General features: G+C 66.8%; 18 protein-coding genes. 8 read left to right on the forward strand and 10 right to left on the reverse strand.

Features of this window, described 5'->3' with window-relative positions:
- Positions 1-134: 134 nt before the first annotated feature.
- The 4 genes from ACEQZD_RS04580 (at position 135) to ACEQZD_RS04595 (ending at position 4,471) form a co-directional block, all read left to right on the forward strand.
- Positions 135-1,853 carry a SulP family inorganic anion transporter gene (locus ACEQZD_RS04580; RefSeq protein ID WP_335629192.1) on the forward strand — a complete coding sequence of 573 codons (1,719 nt, stop codon included), beginning with the start codon at positions 135-137 and terminating at the stop codon, positions 1,851-1,853.
- Positions 1,854-1,919: 66 nt separating this feature from the next.
- Positions 1,920-2,591 carry a monofunctional biosynthetic peptidoglycan transglycosylase gene (mtgA, locus tag ACEQZD_RS04585; RefSeq protein WP_142948288.1) on the forward strand — a complete coding sequence of 224 codons (672 nt, stop codon included), beginning with the start codon at positions 1,920-1,922 and terminating at the stop codon, positions 2,589-2,591.
- A gap of 111 nt (positions 2,592-2,702) precedes the next feature.
- Positions 2,703-3,779, forward strand: coding sequence for an META domain-containing protein (locus tag ACEQZD_RS04590; protein ID WP_335629193.1), 1,077 nt, complete (start codon positions 2,703-2,705; stop codon positions 3,777-3,779).
- Entirely contained in the window at positions 3,779-4,471 is a 693-nt protein-coding gene (locus tag ACEQZD_RS04595) for a type 1 glutamine amidotransferase (protein ID WP_335629194.1), read from the forward strand. The genes ACEQZD_RS04590 and ACEQZD_RS04595 overlap by 1 nt, the downstream gene beginning before the upstream one ends.
- Positions 4,472-4,483: 12 nt before the next feature.
- Here the strand turns inward: ACEQZD_RS04595 and ACEQZD_RS04600 are convergent, their stop codons facing one another.
- Positions 4,484-6,169, reverse strand: coding sequence for a 2-isopropylmalate synthase (locus ACEQZD_RS04600; RefSeq protein ID WP_142948285.1), 1,686 nt, complete (start codon positions 6,167-6,169; stop codon positions 4,484-4,486).
- A 274-nt stretch (positions 6,170-6,443) separates the two neighbouring features.
- On the opposite strand from ACEQZD_RS04600, the gene ACEQZD_RS04605 reads away from it, so the two are divergent.
- Positions 6,444-6,935 carry an Lrp/AsnC family transcriptional regulator gene (locus tag ACEQZD_RS04605; RefSeq protein ID WP_142948284.1) on the forward strand — a complete coding sequence of 164 codons (492 nt, stop codon included), beginning with the start codon at positions 6,444-6,446 and terminating at the stop codon, positions 6,933-6,935.
- A 342-nt stretch (positions 6,936-7,277) separates the two neighbouring features.
- On the opposite strand, the gene ACEQZD_RS04610 is transcribed toward ACEQZD_RS04605, so the two are convergent.
- Positions 7,278-7,877, reverse strand: coding sequence for a hypothetical protein (locus tag ACEQZD_RS04610; RefSeq protein WP_335629195.1), 600 nt, complete (start codon positions 7,875-7,877; stop codon positions 7,278-7,280).
- A gap of 143 nt (positions 7,878-8,020) precedes the next feature.
- Between ACEQZD_RS04610 and ACEQZD_RS04615 the strand changes: the two genes are divergently transcribed.
- Together ACEQZD_RS04615 and ACEQZD_RS04620 are read left to right on the forward strand one after the other, a co-directional pair.
- Positions 8,021-8,491: a flavodoxin family protein gene (locus tag ACEQZD_RS04615; RefSeq protein ID WP_335629196.1), complete on the forward strand. Its 471-nt coding sequence runs from the start codon at positions 8,021-8,023 to the stop codon at positions 8,489-8,491.
- A 101-nt stretch (positions 8,492-8,592) separates the two neighbouring features.
- Positions 8,593-9,732, forward strand: a complete 1,140-nt coding sequence (locus ACEQZD_RS04620) for an alpha/beta fold hydrolase (RefSeq protein WP_335629197.1) — start codon at positions 8,593-8,595, stop codon at positions 9,730-9,732.
- Between the two features lie 9 nt (positions 9,733-9,741).
- On the opposite strand, the gene ACEQZD_RS04625 is transcribed toward ACEQZD_RS04620, so the two are convergent.
- Positions 9,742-11,808 (reverse strand): metallophosphoesterase, encoded by a 2,067-nt coding sequence (locus tag ACEQZD_RS04625; RefSeq protein ID WP_370184287.1) that lies wholly within the window; start codon positions 11,806-11,808, stop codon positions 9,742-9,744.
- Positions 11,805-13,553, reverse strand: coding sequence for an alkaline phosphatase D family protein (locus tag ACEQZD_RS04630; protein WP_335629199.1), 1,749 nt, complete (start codon positions 13,551-13,553; stop codon positions 11,805-11,807). The genes ACEQZD_RS04625 and ACEQZD_RS04630 overlap by 4 nt, the downstream gene beginning before the upstream one ends.
- 259 nt (positions 13,554-13,812) lie before the next feature.
- Here ACEQZD_RS04630 and ACEQZD_RS04635 point away from each other — a divergent pair, with 259 nt between their 5' ends.
- Positions 13,813-14,433 carry a YbhB/YbcL family Raf kinase inhibitor-like protein gene (locus ACEQZD_RS04635; RefSeq protein ID WP_214012374.1) on the forward strand — a complete coding sequence of 207 codons (621 nt, stop codon included), beginning with the start codon at positions 13,813-13,815 and terminating at the stop codon, positions 14,431-14,433.
- A 31-nt stretch (positions 14,434-14,464) separates the two neighbouring features.
- On the opposite strand, the gene bioD is transcribed toward ACEQZD_RS04635, so the two are convergent.
- From bioD to ACEQZD_RS04665, 6 genes are all read right to left on the reverse strand, one after another.
- Positions 14,465-15,121 carry a dethiobiotin synthase gene (bioD, locus tag ACEQZD_RS04640; RefSeq protein ID WP_370184291.1) on the reverse strand — a complete coding sequence of 219 codons (657 nt, stop codon included), beginning with the start codon at positions 15,119-15,121 and terminating at the stop codon, positions 14,465-14,467.
- Positions 15,114-15,932 carry a methyltransferase domain-containing protein gene (locus ACEQZD_RS04645; RefSeq protein ID WP_370184294.1) on the reverse strand — a complete coding sequence of 273 codons (819 nt, stop codon included), beginning with the start codon at positions 15,930-15,932 and terminating at the stop codon, positions 15,114-15,116. The genes bioD and ACEQZD_RS04645 overlap by 8 nt, the downstream gene beginning before the upstream one ends.
- Positions 15,895-16,713, reverse strand: a complete 819-nt coding sequence (bioH, locus tag ACEQZD_RS04650; protein WP_370184296.1) for a pimeloyl-ACP methyl ester esterase BioH — start codon at positions 16,711-16,713, stop codon at positions 15,895-15,897. Before bioH ends, ACEQZD_RS04645 begins: the two co-directional genes overlap by 38 nt.
- Positions 16,701-17,858, reverse strand: coding sequence for an 8-amino-7-oxononanoate synthase (gene bioF, locus ACEQZD_RS04655; RefSeq protein WP_335629203.1), 1,158 nt, complete (start codon positions 17,856-17,858; stop codon positions 16,701-16,703). The genes bioH and bioF overlap by 13 nt, the downstream gene beginning before the upstream one ends.
- 19 nt (positions 17,859-17,877) lie before the next feature.
- Entirely contained in the window at positions 17,878-19,047 is a 1,170-nt protein-coding gene (gene bioB / locus ACEQZD_RS04660; protein WP_194854929.1) for a biotin synthase BioB, read from the reverse strand.
- A gap of 109 nt (positions 19,048-19,156) precedes the next feature.
- The coding region (locus tag ACEQZD_RS04665; protein ID WP_370184297.1) for a TonB-dependent receptor domain-containing protein at positions 19,157-19,626 on the reverse strand (470 nt) is incomplete at its 5' end.

The raw sequence follows: 19,626 nt of genomic DNA on the forward strand, positions 1-19,626 counted from the left end.
CCCGGGTTTTTTTGTTTCCGGACCCTGCTCGCGCTTCAAGCGGCAAAAATAATTTAGTACCATTAAATTTTCCTGCCGCGCCGACGCTCACCGCGTCCAGGCGCCCCGGCGAGCGGCCTGCGGAGCTTTTTTTAATGACGTCCTGGATCCAAGCTGTGTTGCCCTTCCTGCAATGGCCCCGTCCCACCGGGCCGGCGCTGCGCAAGGACGCGGTCGCGGGTATCACCGTGGGTCTGGTGCTGATTCCGCAGGCGATCGCCTACGCCACCCTCGCCGGGATGCCGCCGATCACCGGTCTCTATGCCGCCCTGCTGCCCGGCATCATCGGCATTCTCTGGGGGTCGTCTTCACTGCTGGCGGTGGGTCCGGTGGCGCTGACCAGCCTGCTCACCTACGCGGCCCTGGCGCCGATGGCGGAGCCGGAGAGCCCGCACTGGGTGACCCTGGCGATCTGGCTCGCCCTCTACGCCGGCGTTATCCAGTTCCTGCTCGGCGCGCTGCGGCTCGGCGTGATCGCCAACTTCGTCTCCAACGCGGTGATCACCGGCTTTCTGAACGCCGCCGCGCTGATCATTCTGGTGTCGCAGCTGCCCGCCCTGCTGGGCCTCTCCGGTGAGGGACTGCTCCCGGCGCTCAGACAACTGGCCGACCACGGCCTGCACCCCGACGCCGCCTGGTTATGGACCCTGGTGTTCGGGCCCAGCGCCTTACTGCTGTTATGGCTGCAGAAGCGTACCCTGCCGCGCTTTCCCGGCGTCCTGCTGGTGTGCGTGCTGGGCATCGCACTCAGCGCCTGGCTGGGCTTTCAGGCGCTGGGCGGCGACGTGGTGGGGACCGTCCCCTCGGGCCTGCCGGTGCTGCAGTGGCCCGACGCCCTGACCATGGAGCAGCATCGCTCGCTGTTGCCGGCGGCGGTGATCATCGCGCTGATCAGCTTCACCGAGGCGATGTCCAGCGCCCGGTCGCTGCCGTCGCCGGACGGGCGGCTGTGGAATCAGAACCAGGAGCTGGTCGGCCAGGGGCTGGCCAAGGTGGCCAGCGGCCTGAGCGGCGCCTTCCCGGTAAGCGGCTCGTTTTCCCGTACCGCGCTGAATCGCTATGTGGGCGCCACCAGCGGTTGGTCGGCGCTGTTCGCGGCCCTCTGCACCCTGCTGTGTTTGCTGTTTTTCACCGGCTACCTGCAACACCTGCCCCGGGCGATCCTGGCGGCGATCATTATCGTGCCGGTATTCGGGCTGCTTGACCCGATGGCCTTTGTCCGCCTGTGGCGGGCCTCGGTGGACGACGGCCTGGTCGGCCTCGCCACCTTCCTGGTTACGCTGGCCTCGGTGCCCTACCTGCACTGGGGGGTACTCACCGGCTTCCTGCTGTCGATCCTGTTCTTCCTGTACCGCCGCTCGCACCCGCGCCTGATCGAGCTGGGCCTGCACGCCGCCGGCACCCTGCGCGACCGTGCCCTGCACGGCCTGCCGCCGGTGGCGCCGGGGGTGCTGGCGCTGCGCATGGACGCTTCGCTGACCTACATCACCGCGCCGCTGCTGGACCGCTTTATCCGCGAGCGACTGCGCGCCGAACCGGAGATCCGGGTGGTGCTGATCTGCGCCTCGGCGATGAACGCCATGGACGCCACCGGCGCCGACACCCTGGCCACCCTGCGCCGTGACCTGGGCCTGCGCGGCGTGCGGCTGACGCTCTCCGGCGTCAAGAAACAGGTTCGCGACGTGCTCGACCACACCGGCCTGATGGCGGAGCTGGGTGAAGACAATCTGTTCGTCAACAACCGGGAGGCGGTCGCCGCGCTGAGCGCCACCGGCGACCAGGCAACGGGGGAAAATCACCGAAGCGGGGACTGAGTACCTGACAACGCCCGCCGTTTTGGCGAAGATAAGCCTCTTGCGGAGCAGGATGCCGATTCCCGTATGAAACGATTCTTTCTCATCGCGCTGACGCTGGTGATCGCCGTCGGTGTGGCCTCTCAGTTGCGCTATCTGATCCCGGTGCTGGAACTGCGCGACCACAACCCGGACGACACCGCGTTCATGGAGCGCGCCCGGGAGCACGGCGCGGTGCGCTACGAGTGGCGGGACTACGAGCAGATCGCCGACGACCTCAAGCGCGCGGTGCTGATTTCCGAGGACGCCCGCTTCATGGAGCACATCGGCTTCGACTGGCGCGGCATCCGCCATGCCATCGAGCGCAACGAGGAAGCGGGCCGCCCGGTGGCCGGTGGCTCCACGGTGACCCAGCAGCTGGCCAAGAACCTGTTCCTGAGCAGTGAAAAGTCCTACGCCCGCAAGATTCAGGAGGCCTTGATCGCGCTGATGCTGGAAGCGACCCTGTCCAAGAAGCGCATCCTGGAGCTGTATCTGAACACCGCCCAGTGGGGCAACCGCCTGTTCGGCGCCCAGGCCGCCGCCCGGCACTATTTCGACGTCGACGCGCAAACCCTGAGCCCGGCCCAGGCGGCGCAATTGGCGGTACTGCTGCCCCGCCCCAGCTATTACGATGTGCGCGGCACCACCGTGTACGTCGAACAGCGCACACTGTGGATTCAGAAGCAGCTGCCGCTGGTCAGGATTCCACCACCCTGACCGCGGCGCGGCGAACTTATCCGCCGCCGGGGGACTCTGAACCCCATCCGCCGCCCCGCGGCCGCAACTACAATCCGACCGTCCGCTTTCCCGTAGTCCGGAGACCGCCCTATGAGACCTGTTTGGTTCGCCTTGCCGTTGTTGTTCGCCCTCGCGGCCTGTGACAACACGGACACGCCGTCACCCGTGGAGCCCGTTTCGGCCCCATCGCCCGAGGACGCCACCGAGGCCCGCGACGGCCTGGCCGGCATCTGGCGGCCCGAGGGCGAGAACCCGCTGCACGCGCTGGTGCTGGAGAACGACGGCCAGCTCTATCTGGTCGGCGACCACGGCCACCGCGGCGTGCGCTGGGAAAAACAGGACGACGACACCCTTTTGCTCAGCTACCTGAACACCCGCGACGACGACCCCCTGAACCAGGACCCGCTCACCATCACCCTGGAGAACCCGTCCCTGACGCTGGCCGGCGACGGCCCCTTCGCCGGTGACTACCGGCGCGACGCATCCGGCGTGGGCACCCTGGAAGGCCAGGTGGTGCTGCCCGACGACGCCGAGGTACCGGACACCAGCGTGCTGGTGCTGACCCTCCGGGACCAGGGCGCGGCGGACGCCACCCCGGTGGTTCAACGGCTGACACGCCTGGTGGTCGAAGACGGCAAGATGCCGTTCCGGCTCTACTACAACGGCGACATGATCGACGACACGCACCGCTACGTGGTGGACGCCCGCGTGATCCTGGACGGCGCCGTGCAGTTCACCACCACGGCGCCCCACCGGGTACTCAACGGCGCCTCGGACGGCCCGACCAGCCTGTCGCTGCACGCCGCCACCGCCGAGCCGCCGTTCGCCGACACCTACTGGAAACTGATCCAGGTGGGCGACGAGCAGACCCCGCCGCCCCGGGACCAGAACACCCAGGCGCACCTGGTATTTCACAGCGAGGGGCAGCGGGTGAAGGGCAGCACCGGCTGCAACAGCCTTTCCGGCGGCTACCAAAACGACGACGGCCGTCTTACCCTGGAAGCCTTGGCCACCACCAAGCGCGCCTGCAGCGGCCCGGATCAGGCCCAGGCCTTCACCGACGCCCTGGAGCGCACCCGGCGGTTCGAGATCCAGGGGCAGCGCCTGATGCTGTACGGCGAGGGCGAGCAGGCGCTGGCGATTCTGCAAGCGGAGTATCTGTTCTGATGCGCGTTCACTACTTGTCCCATGTACCGTTCGAAAAGCTCGGCACCATGGAAACCTGGCTGGGACAGCGCGGCGCGCGACTGTCCGCCACCCGCTTTTACCAAGGCGAACCGCTGCCCGAACCGGAGCAGCTGGATACCCTGATCGTAATGGGCGGCCCCATGGGCGCCGACGACGAAGCCCGCTACCCGTGGATGGCGGCGGAAAAGCGTTTTATCGAACAGTGCATCGCGGCGGACAAAAAGGTGCTGGGGGTGTGTCTCGGCGCGCAACTGATCGCCCGCGTGCTGGGCGCTCCGGTGACCGCCAACCCGGAGCCGGAGATCGGCTGGTTTCCGGTGCAGAGCACCGACGCCGGGCGGCACGATCCGATCGGCGCCCTGTTCGATGACGGCGCGCCGGTACTGCACTGGCACGGTGACACCTTCGCGATTCCCGACGGCGCCGTGCATCTGGCACGCAGCTGGGGCTGTGAGAACCAGGCATTCCGGTTCGGCGACCGGGTGCTGGCGCTGCAGTTTCATCTGGAACTGGGTGAACACGAGGCGCGCGCGCTGTGTCGCGAATGCGCCGACGAACTCAAGGACGGGCCCTGGATTCAGAGCGAAGCGGAGATGCTCGCGGACCCGGCCCGCTTCAGCGCCGCGCAGCGACGCCTGGGCCGGGTTCTGGAGACGTTTCTGGAGATCTGAACCGGCGGCGGCTCAGGCCTGGGCCCGGGCCGGCGCCTCCACGTCGGCGGTTTCCGCCACCCGACCGGCGGCGCACAGGATCGCCTGCAACGCCGCGGCGGTGGTGTCGGCGGCCAGCGCCACCGCACTCTGCACCCGCTCACCGACACGCACCCGCACACAGGCCATGGCGTTGGCTTCGGTGTCATCGCCCAGGGACGACTCATCGAAAGCCTCCACGCGGATCTGCCAGCCGTGGCGACGGTTGAGCGCGTCCACCAGGGCGCCCACCGCCCCTTCACCCTGACCGTTGAGATCCACGGTGTCGCCTTTTTCGCCGACACTGATGCTGGCTTTGACGCCGGCGTCGGTGCGGTGCAGGTCGTAGGAGCGCAGCGTCCAACCCGCCGGCACGTTCAGGTAGTCGCCGTTAAAGCGACGATGAATGCGCTCGCCGGTGATCTCGCCGCCGTCTTCCTCGGCGTCCTGCTGCACCACCAGCGCCAGCTCCTGCTGCAACCAGCGCGGCAGCGTCAGGCCGAAGTCCCGCTCGAGCACATGGGCGACGCCGCCCTTGCCGGACTGGGAGTTGATGCGCACCACTTCCTCGTAGCGGCGGCCCAGATCGTGGGGGTCGATGGGCAGGTACGCCACGCGCCAGGTGTCACCCGGCTTGTACTGGGCCAGACACTTGCGGATCGCATCCTGGTGACTGCCGGAGAAGGCGGTGAACACCAGATCGCCGGCGTACGGGTGACGCGGATGAGTCTGGATCTCGGTGATCTCCTCCACCAGCGCGATGATCTCCTTCATGCGCGAGAAGTCGATTTCCGGGTCGATGCCCTGGGCATAGAGGTTCATGCCCGCGGTCACCAGGTCCATGTTGCCGGTGCGCTCGCCGTTGCCCAGCAGGGTGCCTTCCACCCGGTCGGCGCCGGCCATCACCGCCAGTTCCGCCGCCGCCACGCCGCAGCCACGGTCGTCGTGGGTGTGGACGCTGATCAGCACGTGCTCGCGGTAACGGATGTTGTCGTTGACCGTTTCCACCTGGTCGGCGAACACATTGGGCGTGCTCACTTCCACGGTGGCCGGCAGGTTGATGATCACCCGCTGGCCTTGATCCGGGCGCCACACGTCGTTGACCGCGTCGATCACCTCAATGGCGAAATCGGTCTCGGTGGCACTGAAGGTTTCCGGTGAATACTGGAAGCTCCAGTCGGTGTCCGGCTGGGCGGCGGCGCAATCCCGCACCCACTGGGCGGCCTGGGCGGCGATCTTCTTGCAGCCCTCTTTGTCCACATTGAACACCTGCTGACGGAACGTCGGCGAGGTGGCGTTGTAGATGTGGACGATCGCCTTCTTGGCGCCCTGCAGCGATTCGAAGGTGCGCTCGATCAGTTCCTGGCGCGCCTGGGTCAGCACCTGGATGCTGACGTCGTCGGGCACCAGGTCATCCTCGATCAGGGCCCGGCAGAAATCGTAGTCAATCTGACTGGCGGACGGGAAACCCACCTCGATTTCCTTATAGCCGAGCTCCACCAGCAACTGGAAAAAGCGCTTCTTCTGAGCCACGTTCATCGGCTTGATCAACGCCTGGTTGCCGTCGCGCAGGTCCACCGCCGCCCATAGGGGGGCTTTCTCGATGCGGCGGGACGGCCAGCGGCGGTCCGGCTTATCGACGACGGGGAAAGGCGCGTATTTGCGATGATCAAAACTCATGACGGACTCCTTGAATTCGGTATGCCTGGGCCGGGTCCGGGATCGCCGGTGTGTTGGCCGCGCGGCTGATCAAGCCGTGGCGTTGGGTTCGGTACCGACCCCCGCCCGGTAAGGCGGAGGCCCGTGACCGACTGCGGTCCGGCTTATGGCCTTCCCGCAGCGACAGGACACAGTCTAGGCGCCTGGCCCGGCAATGTGCTTGCTTTTTCCCGGAATATTCGCCACTTTTAGCAATGAAAGAGCCAGAAACCACCGAAACGCGAGGGTTTATTGCGTGGCCAAGGAAAAACCGGCAAATCTCGACCGTACCGACGTGCGTATCCTGCGCGCCTTGCAGCAGGACGGCGGCCTCACCAACCAGCAGCTGGCGGAACAGGTCGGCCTGTCCCCCTCACCCTGCTCGCGGCGTGTGCAGAAGCTGGAACAGGCGGGCGTGATCCTGCGCCGGGAAACCGTGCTCGACCCGCGCAAGCTGGGGCTCGATCTCACCGTGATGATCCAGATCAGCATGGACCGCCACACCCCGGAGCGCTTCGCCAATTTCGAAGCCACCGTGGGCGAGTACCCGGAAGTGCAGCAGTGCTATCTGGTCACCGGCCAGGAGGCGGACTACCTGCTCAAGGTGGTGGTGCCGGATATCGACCACTACCAGCAGTTCCTGCTCAACAAGATCACCCGCATCGAGGGCGTCAGCGGCGTCCACTCCAGCTTCGTGATGCGCCGGGTGATCGACACTTCCGCCCTGCCGCTGGATTACATTGATTAGATTCAGGTTTTCCGCGCTTTAGCGGCAGCTCTTTTGATCACCATTGGAACCCTCCATCAGGGACGCGGTGCAATGGTGGTGCCTTCCGGGACCGCTCAAGTCTTCCCTGATCGCTGTTAGTTTGGCCGTCCATGGCCAAACATCTCCCTCCAGGCACCACCATTGCCCCGCTCACTGGGCAGCGGAACCGCCACGGGTCAGAAACGCCGCCCGGACCATTCTACAAAGCGCGGATTGTGGGAGCTTGCCTTGCAGTAGAATGGTCCTCGCGGTTGTCTGGCCCCCGGGGCGACGGCGTCCCCGATGGAGAGAGCCCTCTCGCTAACGCGCAATGAACCGACGCTAGATAGCGAAGAAGTACTGCAAGCCCGCGCTAAAGGTGTCCAGGTCGTCGCCGTCGATCTCATAACGGGTAAAACTGCCCCGGAACTTCAATGCGTCCCACCCGAACAGGAAGCCGGCCCCCATGAACGGGTCGGAGCCATCATCGCCGCCGGTTACCAGAGTCGTGCCGGCTGCGCTGCCTTCCACGTCCAGATCCCAGTCAAGCATCCCGACCCGGGCGAACAAAGTGACTTGGTTGTGTAGCGGGAACAAGGCGTTCGCCCCCAATGCCAGCCCGTCCACCGAGACCTCACTCTCAATACTGAAAGGCTGGTACGTGACGGATGCATCGCCGAAATCAATACGCCCCACGTCAAAAGAAAAATTCCTGTGCGGTCGCAGACCGACCAGGAAATGGGTACCACTATCCCGCGAATCGACATCCGTCGGCGCGAAGGTGGTCCCGCCCACTGACATGGCAGGGAAGTCAGATTTGGAAATACCAAAATCCGTGTGCGTGAACTCCGCCGCCACATAGATAGAAGAATCCAGATTCGATGACGCCAATGCGGCGGGCGCCATCACGGTAATCGCCACCCCCAAAACTAAACGTTTCATTCTTATCTCCCTTTTATAAGCACTTTCCTGAATATAGCCCGACCTTTTTATGTGAGGCTTGTCACAAAAGCAAGCCGGACTCTCAACGGCGAAGTGATGAGAGGAACGATGAGACTCACCGCCGGATGACCTACACTGAGCCCATGAGTAATCGCAAACAGCTACTGATCGTCGCGCACGCGCCGTCGCCGAACACCCGCCGGCTGGTGGACGCGGCCCTGAAGGGGGCCGGCCACCCGGATATCGAGCAGGTGTCGGTGACCTGGAAGCCGCCCTTGGAGGCGGGTCCGGAGGACGTGCTCGCCTGCGACGCCATTCTGCTCGGTACCACCGAGAACCTGGGCTACATGAGCGGCGCGCTGAAGGACTTCTTTGACCGCACCTACTACGCGGTGATCGACGACAAGCAGGGGCTGCCCTGCGCGCTTTATATCCGCGCCGGCCTGGACGGCACCGGCACCCGCCGGGCGGTGGAATCGATCGTCACCGGCCTGCGCTGGAACTGGGTGCAGGACCCGCTGGTGTGCAAGGGCGAGTGGCAGGACGCCTTCGCCGACCAGGTGGAAGAGCTGGGCATGTACATGGCCGCCGGCCTGGATTCCGGCATCTTCTAGTTTTACCCCGGCGCCAGGCGCCCATGTCGCTTCGGCGACGGCCAGTTTCGATCCTCCCCGCTACACTTCGCGGCCCCGAAAACGGCTCGCAGGATTGAATCATGGCCATGTTGTCGGCGCCCTCGGTGCCGTCTCTGAAATCCGCCCGCCGCTGGCTCGGCAACGCCGGCCAGCGCCTTTTCCGCAGCGACGCCCTGGTGCAGGCCGACGCCACGCCTTTTCAGGTGATCAGCGATGACGGCCTGGTGCAGTTGCGCTATTACCCGCCGCTGCGGGACACCGAGATCGAACTGGACAACGGCGACGTGGTGCCGGTCAGTACCCGCACCCAGCGTACGCCGCTGGTGCTGGTGCCGCCGCTGGCGGTGAACATGCTGATCTACGATCTGTTCCCAAGGCGCAGCCTGGTGCGCTATCTGCGCGCACGGGGCTTCGAGCTCTATCTGGTGGACTGGGGGCGGCCCGGGCGGGCGGAAAACCATCACAGCCTGGCGACCTACTTCGCGGAAAAGCTGCCGGCGCTGCTGGAACGGGTGCGCGAGCACAGCGGCGAGCGCCGCTTGAGCCTGCACGGCTGGAGCTTCGGCGGCCTGTTCAGCCTCTGCTACGCGGGGCTCGGGCAGGACCCGGACCTCGCCAATCTGGTGCTGGTGGGCACGCCCACGGACTATCACCGCAACGGCGCCCTGGGCAAACAGTACCGGCGCCTGAGCCGCAACCTGAAGTGGCTGCGCCGGCGTACCGGGTTGCGTGCCCATGACCTCAATCCGGCCTGGCTGCGGTCACCGGGGTGGGCCAACAGCCTGGCGTTCAAGCTGACCAACCCGGTGGCCAGCGTGCAGGGCTATTGGAACCTGGTGAAGAACCTGCACGACCGGGATTTCGTCAGTGCCCACGCCACCAACGGCGCCTTTCTGAACGACATGGTCGCCTACCCCGGCGGCGTGATTCAGGACATCATTCACTATCTGTGGGTGGACAACGTGGTGGCCCGGGGCCAGCTGCCGATGCCCGGCGGCGGTGGCCAGCTGAGCCGCGTCCAGGCCAGCATTCTCAATATCACCGGCGCCGGGGACCCCATTGTCACTCGCGATTGCAGCCACGCCATGGATACCCTGGTGGGCAGCCGGGACAAGACCTACGTCACCATCCCCGGCGGCCACATGGGCATTCTCGGCGGCGCCACCGCCCAGCAGGAGAGCTGGGCGATGATCGCCGACTGGCTGTGCCAGCGGGACTAGCCGGACCGGCTAGAGAAAGCCGAGCAATCCGGAGAGCAGGTTGGTCACCGGCGAGAGCAGGTCCAGCAAGCCGCTGAGCGGGCTCAGGCCCCTATCCAGCTGCTCGGTGACTTCCCGGGTCAAAAAGGCCAGCGCGGTGGACACCAGGTTGCCGGGCAAGGTGGCCTGGTCGACGCTCTCCAGCCACAGCACGTCGTTGACCACTTGCTCCAGGACCAGCTGGATGGTGCCCACCAACTGCTCGCCGGTGGCGCTGGTGTCGAGCAGCACCAACTGCTCCAGGGTGTTGGCCAGACCCAGCGATACGCTGGACAGCACCTTGGTGAGACCGGACAACACCGGCACGTCCGGGGTCTGCTCGTCGACGCCGTCGACGATGTTGTCCAGGTTGCGCGCCAGCTGCACCAGCGGGCCGGCCAGGAACGCCACATCCTGCAGGGTGCCGGAGGACTCGCCCTCAAAGTCGGCGCTGTTGCCGAACCCTTCACTGAGCGCCTGGAAGGCACCGCCGAGCTGGTCAAACGGCGCCGGCAACACACTGGTGTCGATCGCTTCCAACTGCTGGGACGCCGCCAACGCGCCCTGGAACGCCTGGCTCATATCCGCGTCGTCGCCGCCGGAGATCGCCGCCGCGGCGCCGTCCAGGGCGCTGAACAGCGTATCCAGCCCGGCCAGAATCTGCGCCGCCACTTCCTGCTGCGGCCCCTCCGGCAGGCCCGCCATGGCCTGGTTGAACCCGGAAATCAGCTGATCGCGGAACGCCTGCAGGGGGCCGCTGAAGTCCGCGTCGAAGCCGTCCGGCAGCGGCAGCGGGAAGGCCTCGCCGCTGGTGAAGATATCGCTGGAGAAATCATTGCTGGCCGGGATGCCGGCGGCGGGCTGCTTGTCGTAGCAGCGCTGATAGGCCGGGGTGGCCTGGCCGGCGTCCAGCACGCCCAGCCCCTCGACGCCGGGCTCCACCACATAGGCTTCCAGGCACAGCCGCGCCGGCGTGCCGGCCTGGCTGTCCGCTTCCACCGCTTCCATCCAGAAGAAACCGTACACATCGCCGATCTGGAACGGCGCCTGGTTGCGCTCCGGGTCGTCCAGGCTGCGCGTCTTGCTGGCCGCGCCGCTGACCACGAACTCGGTGCGGCCACACTCGGGCACCGCGTCGAGCACCTGCAGATCGTGGTCGTGGCCGGCGAAGAAGAAATCGGTCTTGTCGCAGACCGCTTCTTCCATGAACGCCCGCCAGCGGTCGCCCGCCAGCACCGGCAGGATCTGGCTGGGCACGCCGTCATAGTTGCCGGCGTTGCCGTGGGTGCCGTTGGACAGGTAGGGATGGTGCGCCAGGCCGATTTTGAACTCCGCCTGGGAGCCGCCGATGGCGCTCACCGCCCAGTTCAGCTGGTTGATGCCGTAGGTGTGGTAGGCGTAATCCAGGTCCGCGTCGGCGAAGCCGCCGGCGATCGGGTTGGAGTCCAGCGCGAACAGCGACACCAGCGGCGCGCCGCTCTCGGTCTCGCCGGCGTCCTGCTGGAAATAGCGGTCCGGCATGATCCAGCGGTCCGACAGACGGCCGTCGAAGTAGGTGTAGTCCACCTGGAATTCACCGCGCGCGTTGCCGGCGCCGTCGCCGCCCACATAGGCGGTGTTGTCGTGGTTGCCCAGCACCAGATAGAACGGCAGGTCCACCGGCTCGAACGGCAGCTCGAATTTCTCTTCGAACTGCGGGTCGTCGACGCTGGTGACACCGGACTCGTAAATGTTGTCACCGAGGCCGACCACGAAATCACAGCCGGCCCGCTCGGGGTCGTTTTCCGCGCCCAGTTTCACGGCACAGATATCCGCCATTGCCTGGCCGACCGCGTAGGCGCCGTCCGAGCCGCTGCCGGAATCGCCGATGGTCAGGAAGCGAACCCGCTCCAGCACCGTGGGTTCCGGTTCCGGCTCCGGGTCCACCGGGGTTTCCGGCTCCTCGGGCTCATTGGGCTGCGGCGTGGCGCCGCCGTCGCTGCCGCTGTCGCCGCCGCAGGCGGCCAGGGTCAGGCCCAGGGCGGCGGCCAGCGCCAGTCGTTGGATTGTCCAGTTCATGCCATCTCCTCCGTGGATGCGCTCGCCGGTGCCGGCGGGTGGAACAGTGCGGTGCGCAGGGTGCGCGGGCGCGAGGGCCGCAGGCCTTCTTCGCGCAGCCGGCTGTCACCGCTGTACACCGCCACCAATTTGGTTTTGCTTTCGTCGATCTGCCCGCGCAGGTCGAAGGACTCGATGTCGCGGGCGTAATAGAATTCCGCCTGGGCACGCTGGTGGTTCACGTCCATCAGAATGAAACCGCGCGATTTGGCTTCCACATAGCGGATGTGCGGGTTGACCACCGGCACGGCGACGCCGGCCAGCTCCGCCGCGCCTTCCGGAAAGCCCGGGCTGGTCACCGCCGGGGTGACGAATTCCGCGGCCAGGGGCGCGTCAAACAGGTCGCCGAGCAAGGTGCCCGGATTGCGATAGATTTCGCTGGCCCAGGAGGTATGGATATCGCCGGTGAGGATCACCACGTTGTCGATGTTGTTGTCGTCCAGGTGGTTGAGAATCTTCAAGCGGTCCGCGGCGTAGCCGTCCCACTGATCCATGTTGATGGCCGACAGATTGCCGCGCAGTTGCGGCGCGTGCTCGTTGAGCGAAGGAATCTCGGCGATGTTGAGCTGGGCGAACATCACCTGCTGGCCGATGAACCGCCAGCGGGCGGTGGACGCGCTCAGGCCGTCCAGCAGCCACTGCATCTGGGTGTCGCTGATCAGACGCCGCTCCGGGTCGTTGCGGGCCGGGTCGAAGGGCAACGACAGGGGCTCGTCGCGGCCCTCCAGGCGGGTGTCCAGCATGCTCAGGTCGATCAGGTCGCCGAACTGGAAGCGCCGGTAAATGGTGGCGAAATCCCCCGGGTTCTGTTCGCGGATCGGCATCCATTCGAAATACACCCGGCGGGCGATGTTCTTGCGCGTCTCCCAGTCGCCTTCGGTGAGCGGCTGATGGTTCTCGGCGCCGTCCTGGTAGCTGTCGTTGGTGCTTTCGTGGTCGTCCCAGATCACGATCATCGGGTATTGCTGGTGCACCGCCTGCAGGTCCACGTCGCCCTTGTACTGGGCGTGGCGCTGGCGGTAATCCTCCAGGGTCACCATTTCGTGGGGCGGCACCGGGTCCCGGTCGGGCACGTCGCCGTACTCGCCGATGCCGTATTCATACAGGTAGTCGCCCAGGTGCAGCACGAAATCCAGATCGCCGTGCTCGGCCAGGGTCTTGTAGACGGAAAAGTAGCCGTGGGAAATGTTGGCGCAGGAGACCACCGCGAACCGGGCCCGGTCCACGTAGCGGTCCGCCGCCGGCAAGGTGCGGGTCCGGCCGATGGGCGAACGCTGGTCCGCCACGCTGAACCGGTAGTAATACCAGCGCCCCGCTTCCAGCCCGGTGGCGTCCTGTTTGACGCAGAAATCGTGCTCGGCGTCGGCCTGGGTCTCGAAGCGCGCCACCGGATCCAGCAGCGCCGCGTCCCGGGCCACCGTGACGGTCACCGGTATCGGGCCCGACGTTTCCTCCCGAGGGGTAACGCGGGTCCACAGCATCACCCGGTCGGCGAGCGGATCACCGGACGCCACCCCGTGGGAAAAGTCCACCCGCGGAACCCGGGGCTCCGAGGGCGCCGGGGTCTCCGGCGTTTCCGGTTGATTGGGCGCCGCCGAGGACGGCGGCGGCGAATCGGATGAACTCCCCCCACCACAACCGGCTACCCAGGTGGCGGCACTGCCCACGGCCATGGCCTGTACCAGACGACGACGCTTGCGATCCATACCCCGATCTCCCCTAATAAAGAATCCAGGCAAAGCGTAAGCAGGAAGTTGCACTTAAACAGTTGCACGGCCGTACTAAACTGTTGCGCTCTGTAAAACCCTGTAAACGCCCAGCGAAGATTGACAAGGCGATGACAGGTACGCGGCCGTTGCGTGAAATCGAAGGCGCACGGGGCTTGAATTACCGGTGCCGGAGACGCAATGCTGGGGGTAGGCCGTATTGTAGAGACGGCACTTTTAAGCCAATCAGGAGGAGAGCATGCGCATTACTGTGGAAGGCGTGAACGAAGGCCAGCCGATTCCCGGCCCGTTCGCATTCGCGGTACCCGATCCCAAAGAACACATGAGCCTGAGCGACAACCGCAACCCCAAGGTGGTGTGGGACGGTGTACCGGAAGGCACCCGTGGCTTCGCCCTGCTGGTGGTGGACCCGGACGCGCCCACCGATGCCTCCGACGTGAACCAGGACGGCAAGACCGTGCCCGCGGATCTGCCCCGGGCGGATTTCTACCACTGGGTTCTGGTGGATATTCCCGCCGACGTGCGGCAGATCGATGAAGGCGAGGACGCCGACGGCGTGGTGCCGCGCGGCAAGGAGATCGGGCAAACCGCGAAAGGCATTCGCGGCGCCAACGACTACACCGACTTCCTGGCCGGCGACCCGGACATGAAAGGCGTCTATGGCGGCTATGACGGCCCCTGCCCGCCCTGGAACGACGAGCGGCTGCACCACTACACCTTCACCGTCTACGCGCTGGACGTGACGTCCCTGGGCCTGAGCGGTGAAATTCGCGGCCCCCAGGTGGTGGAAGCCATGCAGGGGCACATTCTCGACCAAGCCAGCGTGACCGGCACCTACACCCTGAACCCGAACGTCTGACGACGGCGGCGGCGCCCGGCCACGCCGGGCGCTAAATCACCGTGAACGCCCCCGGCAGGTGCTGCCGCAGGGTGATCAGATTTTCCTCCCGCACGTCCATCTCACCGAAACAGTTGGCCACCGTGCCCGTATAGCGCAGCCCGTCCGCCTGGATCGCCTCGGCGGTGAGCAGCGCGTGGCTGATGCAGCCGAGCTTCATCCCCACCACCTGGATCACCGGCAGGTTCAGCTCCACCGCCAGCGCGGACAGCATTTCCCGGTCGTTGAGCGGCACCCGCCAGCCGCCGGCGCCCTCCACCAGTACCAGATCCGCCGGATGGCTGCTCAGGGCACCGCGCACATAGCCGGCCAGTTGCGACAGGCTGATCCGACGCCCCTCCTGCCGGGCGGCGATGTGCGGCGCGATGGCCGCTTTCAGCGCCACCGGATTGACCACGTCATAGGGCAGCGCCAGCGACGATGACGCCATCAGATTCACGGCGTCCTCGTTGCGCAACCCGTCGGCGGTCTCCTCGCAGCCGGCGGCGATCGGCTTGAGCCCGTAGCAACTCAGGCCCGCCTCCCGGGCACGCTCCAGCAGCCGGCAGCTGACCCAGGTTTTGCCCACCTCGGTGTCGGTGCCGGTGATAAAGAACACGCCCTTGAGAACGGGCAGCGGGGGACGTTCGGGGGAAGGGGTATCAGCCATGGGGTTCCTTGATTGCTTCTACGAACAGCACGTCCCAGGTGAGCGGCAGCCCGGCCGGCTGGCGGCGTGCTTCGTAGGCGTCGCACAGGGCCCGCCAGGCCGCTTTGCCGGTGAGGCCGGTCGAGCCGCCCTGGACATGGTCGACGCCGGTGGCCTTGAAGGCCCGGACCAGGGTTCTCACGTCCGGATAGTGCTCGGTGAACGCCATCCGCCGCCACTGCTGGGGGAACAGGCCGGCGCCCCCAAGCGCCCGGCGCCAGTCGGCCTCCGCCGGCAGGCGGTTCAGGCGCGGGCGGCGGGCGCCGTCGGCGGCGGCCCAGCTGTCGCGCAATTCGTGCAGCGAACCGGCCAGCGGCACCGCCAGCAACAGGTGGCCGCTGGGCACCAGCACGCGGGCCGCTTCCGCCATGGCCCGCTCCGGCAAACACCATTGCAGCGCGAAGCTGGAATACACCAGCCCCAGGCCGGCGTCGGCCAGCGGCAGCCTCTCGGCGTCCGCGCACAGCGGCTGGAAGCGCTCGCCGGTGCGCCCACGCGCCCGGGCCTCCGCCAGCATCGACGGCGACAGGTCCACCGCCAACCAGCGGCTGTCCGGCCAGCGGCTCTGCTGACGCCGGGCCAGGGGCGCGGTGGCGCAGCCCAGCTCCAGGGCGTGGCTGTCGGGCAGTTCCGCCGGCGCCATGTCCAGCAGGCTGAGCGCGCAGGCCAGCTGCAGGCCGGCGTGGGCGTCGTAGCTGGGCGCGGCGCGACCGAAACGGTCGCTCACCGCCGCCTTATCCATCAATGAGCTGGTGTCGGCGATAGAAGTCATAAACGGCCCGGGTAAAGGTATCGGGGGCGGACAGGAACGGCACATGGGCGACCTGCTCGATCAGCGCGGTGTCGCCGCGCTCGTTCAGCAGCGGCTCGACCGCGGCCATGGCCGCCGCCGGCACGATGTTGTCGCGCGCGCCGAAGATCATGTGCAGCGGCATGTCCAGCGTCGCCAGGTCGCCGCGCAGGTCGGTATCACGCAGAATCGCGAGCCCCTCGCGCAGCGCCCGGTGGGCGGGCAGGCCGCAGAAGTAGAGAATCTCCTTAAGCCGCGCCACGTCCTGGCGCATGCTCTCGGCGCCCTTGCAGTTGAGCGCCAGGAAGCGCACCAGGGTGCCTTCGTAATCCTCGCGGCACATCTGCTCGAAGGCGTTGAAGATGTCCGGCTTCATCGCCGCCGGCCAGTCGTCGGCGGCGGTGAAGCGCGGCGTGGTGGCCACCGTGACCACGGATTGCACCCGGTCCGGGTGATCCAGCGCCAGCCGCAGCGCCACCAGCCCGCCCAGGGACCAACCCAGCAGATGGGCGCGCGCCGGCATCACCGCGGCCACCTGGTCGGCCAGAAAGTCCAGGGTGTAGGGGTCATTGGGCAGCGGGCTCTGCCCCATCCCCGGCAGGTCCACCACCGTGACCCGGAAGCGTTCCAGCAGCGCCGGCACGATGTCGTCGAAGACGATGGCGTGCAGGCCCCAGCCGTGGATCAGCACGATGTCCCGGGCCTGGTCGTCGCTGACGCCAGTGGCCTTGTAGGTGTTGTGGAAAGGAATCAGACGCGGCATGCATTGTCCTCCAGGGCGCCCAGCAGACGGTCCACGTCCGCCTCCCGGTGCGCGGCGGAAAGGGTGACGCGCAGGCGAGCCTGGCCCTCCGGCACGGTGGGCGGGCGGATCGCGGACACCAGCACGCCGTGCGCCGCCAGGGCGCGGCTCAGCGCCAGCGCGGCGCCGTCGTCGCCGATCAGGATCGGCTGAATGGGGGTGTCGGAATCCATCAACGTATAGCCCAGCTCGGCGGCGCCACGGCGGAACCGCTGGATCAGGGCGTTCAGATGCGCCCGGCGCTGCGGTTCACGGCGCGCCTTGTCCAGGCTCACCAGGGTGGCGGCGGCCACGGCGGCGGGCATGGCGGTGGTGTAGACATAGGTGCGGGCGAACTGAATCAGGGTTTCGATCAGTTCGTTGGAGCCGGCCACAAAGGCGCCGGCGGTGCCCAGCGCCTTGCCGAGCGTGCCCATGTAGACCGGCACCCGCCCGTTGACCCCCTGCGCGAACGCGGTGCCCCGGCCCTGGCCGTCCAGCACGCCCAGGCCGTGGGCATCGTCCACCATCAACCAGGCATCGTCCGCTTCGCAGGCGTCCAGATAGGCGGCCAGGGGCGCCTGGTCGCCATCCATGCTGAACACGCCGTCGGTGACCACCAGCTTGCGCCCGGCGTCGCTGCGCGCCAGCTGTCCGGCCAGGGCGGCGGCATCGTTGTGGGCGAAGCGCCGGAAGCGGGCGCCGCTGAGCAGGCCCGCGTCCAGCAGGGAGGCGTGGTTAAGGCGGTCCTGGAACAGGGCGTCGCCCTTGCCGACCAGGGCGGTAATGGCGCCGATATTGGCCATGTAGCCGGTGGAGAACAGCAGCGCCCGCTCGCGGCCGGTGTGCGCCGCCAGGGCCTCTTCCAGCTGCTGGTGCGGACGCTGGTGGCCGCACACCAGGTGGGAGGCGCCGCTGCCCACGCCCCAGCGGTCGGCGGCGTCGCGGAACGCCGCCACCACCTCCGGGTCGCCGGCCAGGCCCAGGTAGTCGTTGGCGCAGAAGTTCAGGTGTTCGCGGCCGTCCACCATCGCGGTGCGGCCACAGGGGCCGTCCATCAGCGTCGGCTGGCGGAAGCGCTGCCGGGCGCGCCGTTCGTCCAGGCGCGCCGTGAGATCGAAAGCCAAGGGAGTGACTCCGCGCGGTTCAGGCGTCCAGCTTCCGGTGGGCAGGGCGGCCGGTGTCCTTGTCCAGCACGTGCTTGGCGCCGCGCCGGCTCTGCCCGCTGTACGCCAGCGCATCGTGGTACAAGCCGCTCTGCGCCGCTTCGTTCTCCGCCACTTGCTGGCGCAGCGCTTCCTCGTGGGCCTCGTCGGAGGCTTCGTGGCGCGGGTCCAGGGAATGGATGCCCAGGCGCTGGAACAGCTGATGGTCGTGGGTGGCTTCCGGGTTGTCGGTGGTCAGCAGACGCTCGCCGTAGAACATGGAGTTGGCACCGGCCATGAAGCACAGGGCCTGGGCCTCGTCGTTCATTTCCTGGCGCCCGGCGGCCAGCCGCACATAGGACTTGGGCATCAGAATCCGCGCCACCGCCACGGTGCGCACGAACTCGAACGGGTCCAGATCGTCCACGTCGGACAGCGGCGTGCCTTCGATCTTCACCAGCATGTTGATCGGCACCGACTCCGGATGCTCCGGCAGGTTGGCCAGCTGCTGCAGCAGGCCGACCCGGTCGTTGCGGTTCTCACCCATGCCGACGATGCCGCCGCAGCACACCTTCATGCCGGCGTCGCGCACATTGGCCAGGGTGGTCAGGCGGTCGCTGTAGGTACGGGTGGTGATCACCTGGCCGTAGTATTCCGGCGAGGTGTCCAGGTTATGGTTGTAGTAGTCCAGGCCGGCCTCGGCCAGGCTCTGTGCCTGCCCCTCGTCGAGCATGCCCAGGGTCATGCAGGTTTCCAGCCCCAGGGATTTCACCTGGCGCACCATGTCCAGCACATAGGGCATGTCCTTGGCGCGCGGGCTGCGCCAGGCCGCCCCCATGCAGAAGCGCGAAGCGCCTTTTTCCTTGGCGGCGCGCGCCTCTTCCAGCACCCGCTCCACTTCCAGCAGCTTCTCTTTTTCCAGCTCGGTGTTGTAGTGGCCGGACTGGGAGCAGTACTTGCAGTCTTCCGGGCAGGCGCCGGTCTTGATCGACAGCAGCGTGCTGACCTGCACCGCGTTGGGATCGAAGTGCTGGCGGTGCACGGAGGCGGCCCGGAACAGCAGGTCGTTGAACGGCAAGGTGAACAGCGCCTCGATCTCACCGCGGTGCCAATCGTGGCGTACGGCGTTCGGGGCGGCGTCGGACAGGGGCGTGGCGGCGGCTACAGTCATGATGAAATCTCTCTGAACAGTCCGCATCAGACTAGCAGCGCGCCGGCCCCTGTCAACTTCCAACAAGTAACAAGGTTAACCAATGATCATTTATTAACCAATCATGCTCCTAAAAGTTGTAGTTGAGCTTGAGGCTGTACTGACGGGCGTCGCCGTAGTAGCCGCCGTTATAGAAGCCCAGGTTGTTGTAGTACTTCTCGTCGGTGAGGTTGCTGACATTGGCGGTCACCGCCAGGGCCGGGCTGAAGCGGTAGCGGGCCATCAGGTCCACCAGGGTGTAGCTGTCCTGGACGAATTTGTATTGACCACTCTGGCCCGGGCGGTCGACGAAGGCGTAGATCCGGTTTTGCCAGGCCACGCCGGCGCCGACCGTCAGGCCGTCAAACCGGCCGCTCAACCGGTAGCGGGTGGACAGGCGCACCATCTCCTCCGGGGAGGTGGTGTTCAGCTCGTCCCCGTCCGGGTCCTCGGTGACCCGGTGGGTGTAGCCGGCCAGCATCTGCCAGCGCGGCAGGATCTCGCCGGAGGCGGTCAGCTCGAAGCCGTTGGTCTGGGCGCCGTCCACGGCCCGGTAGGCCT

Origin of the sequence: Alloalcanivorax sp., assembly GCF_964221125.1 — a bacterium.
GTDB classification, from domain to species: domain Bacteria; phylum Pseudomonadota; class Gammaproteobacteria; order Pseudomonadales; family Alcanivoracaceae; genus Alloalcanivorax; species Alloalcanivorax venustensis.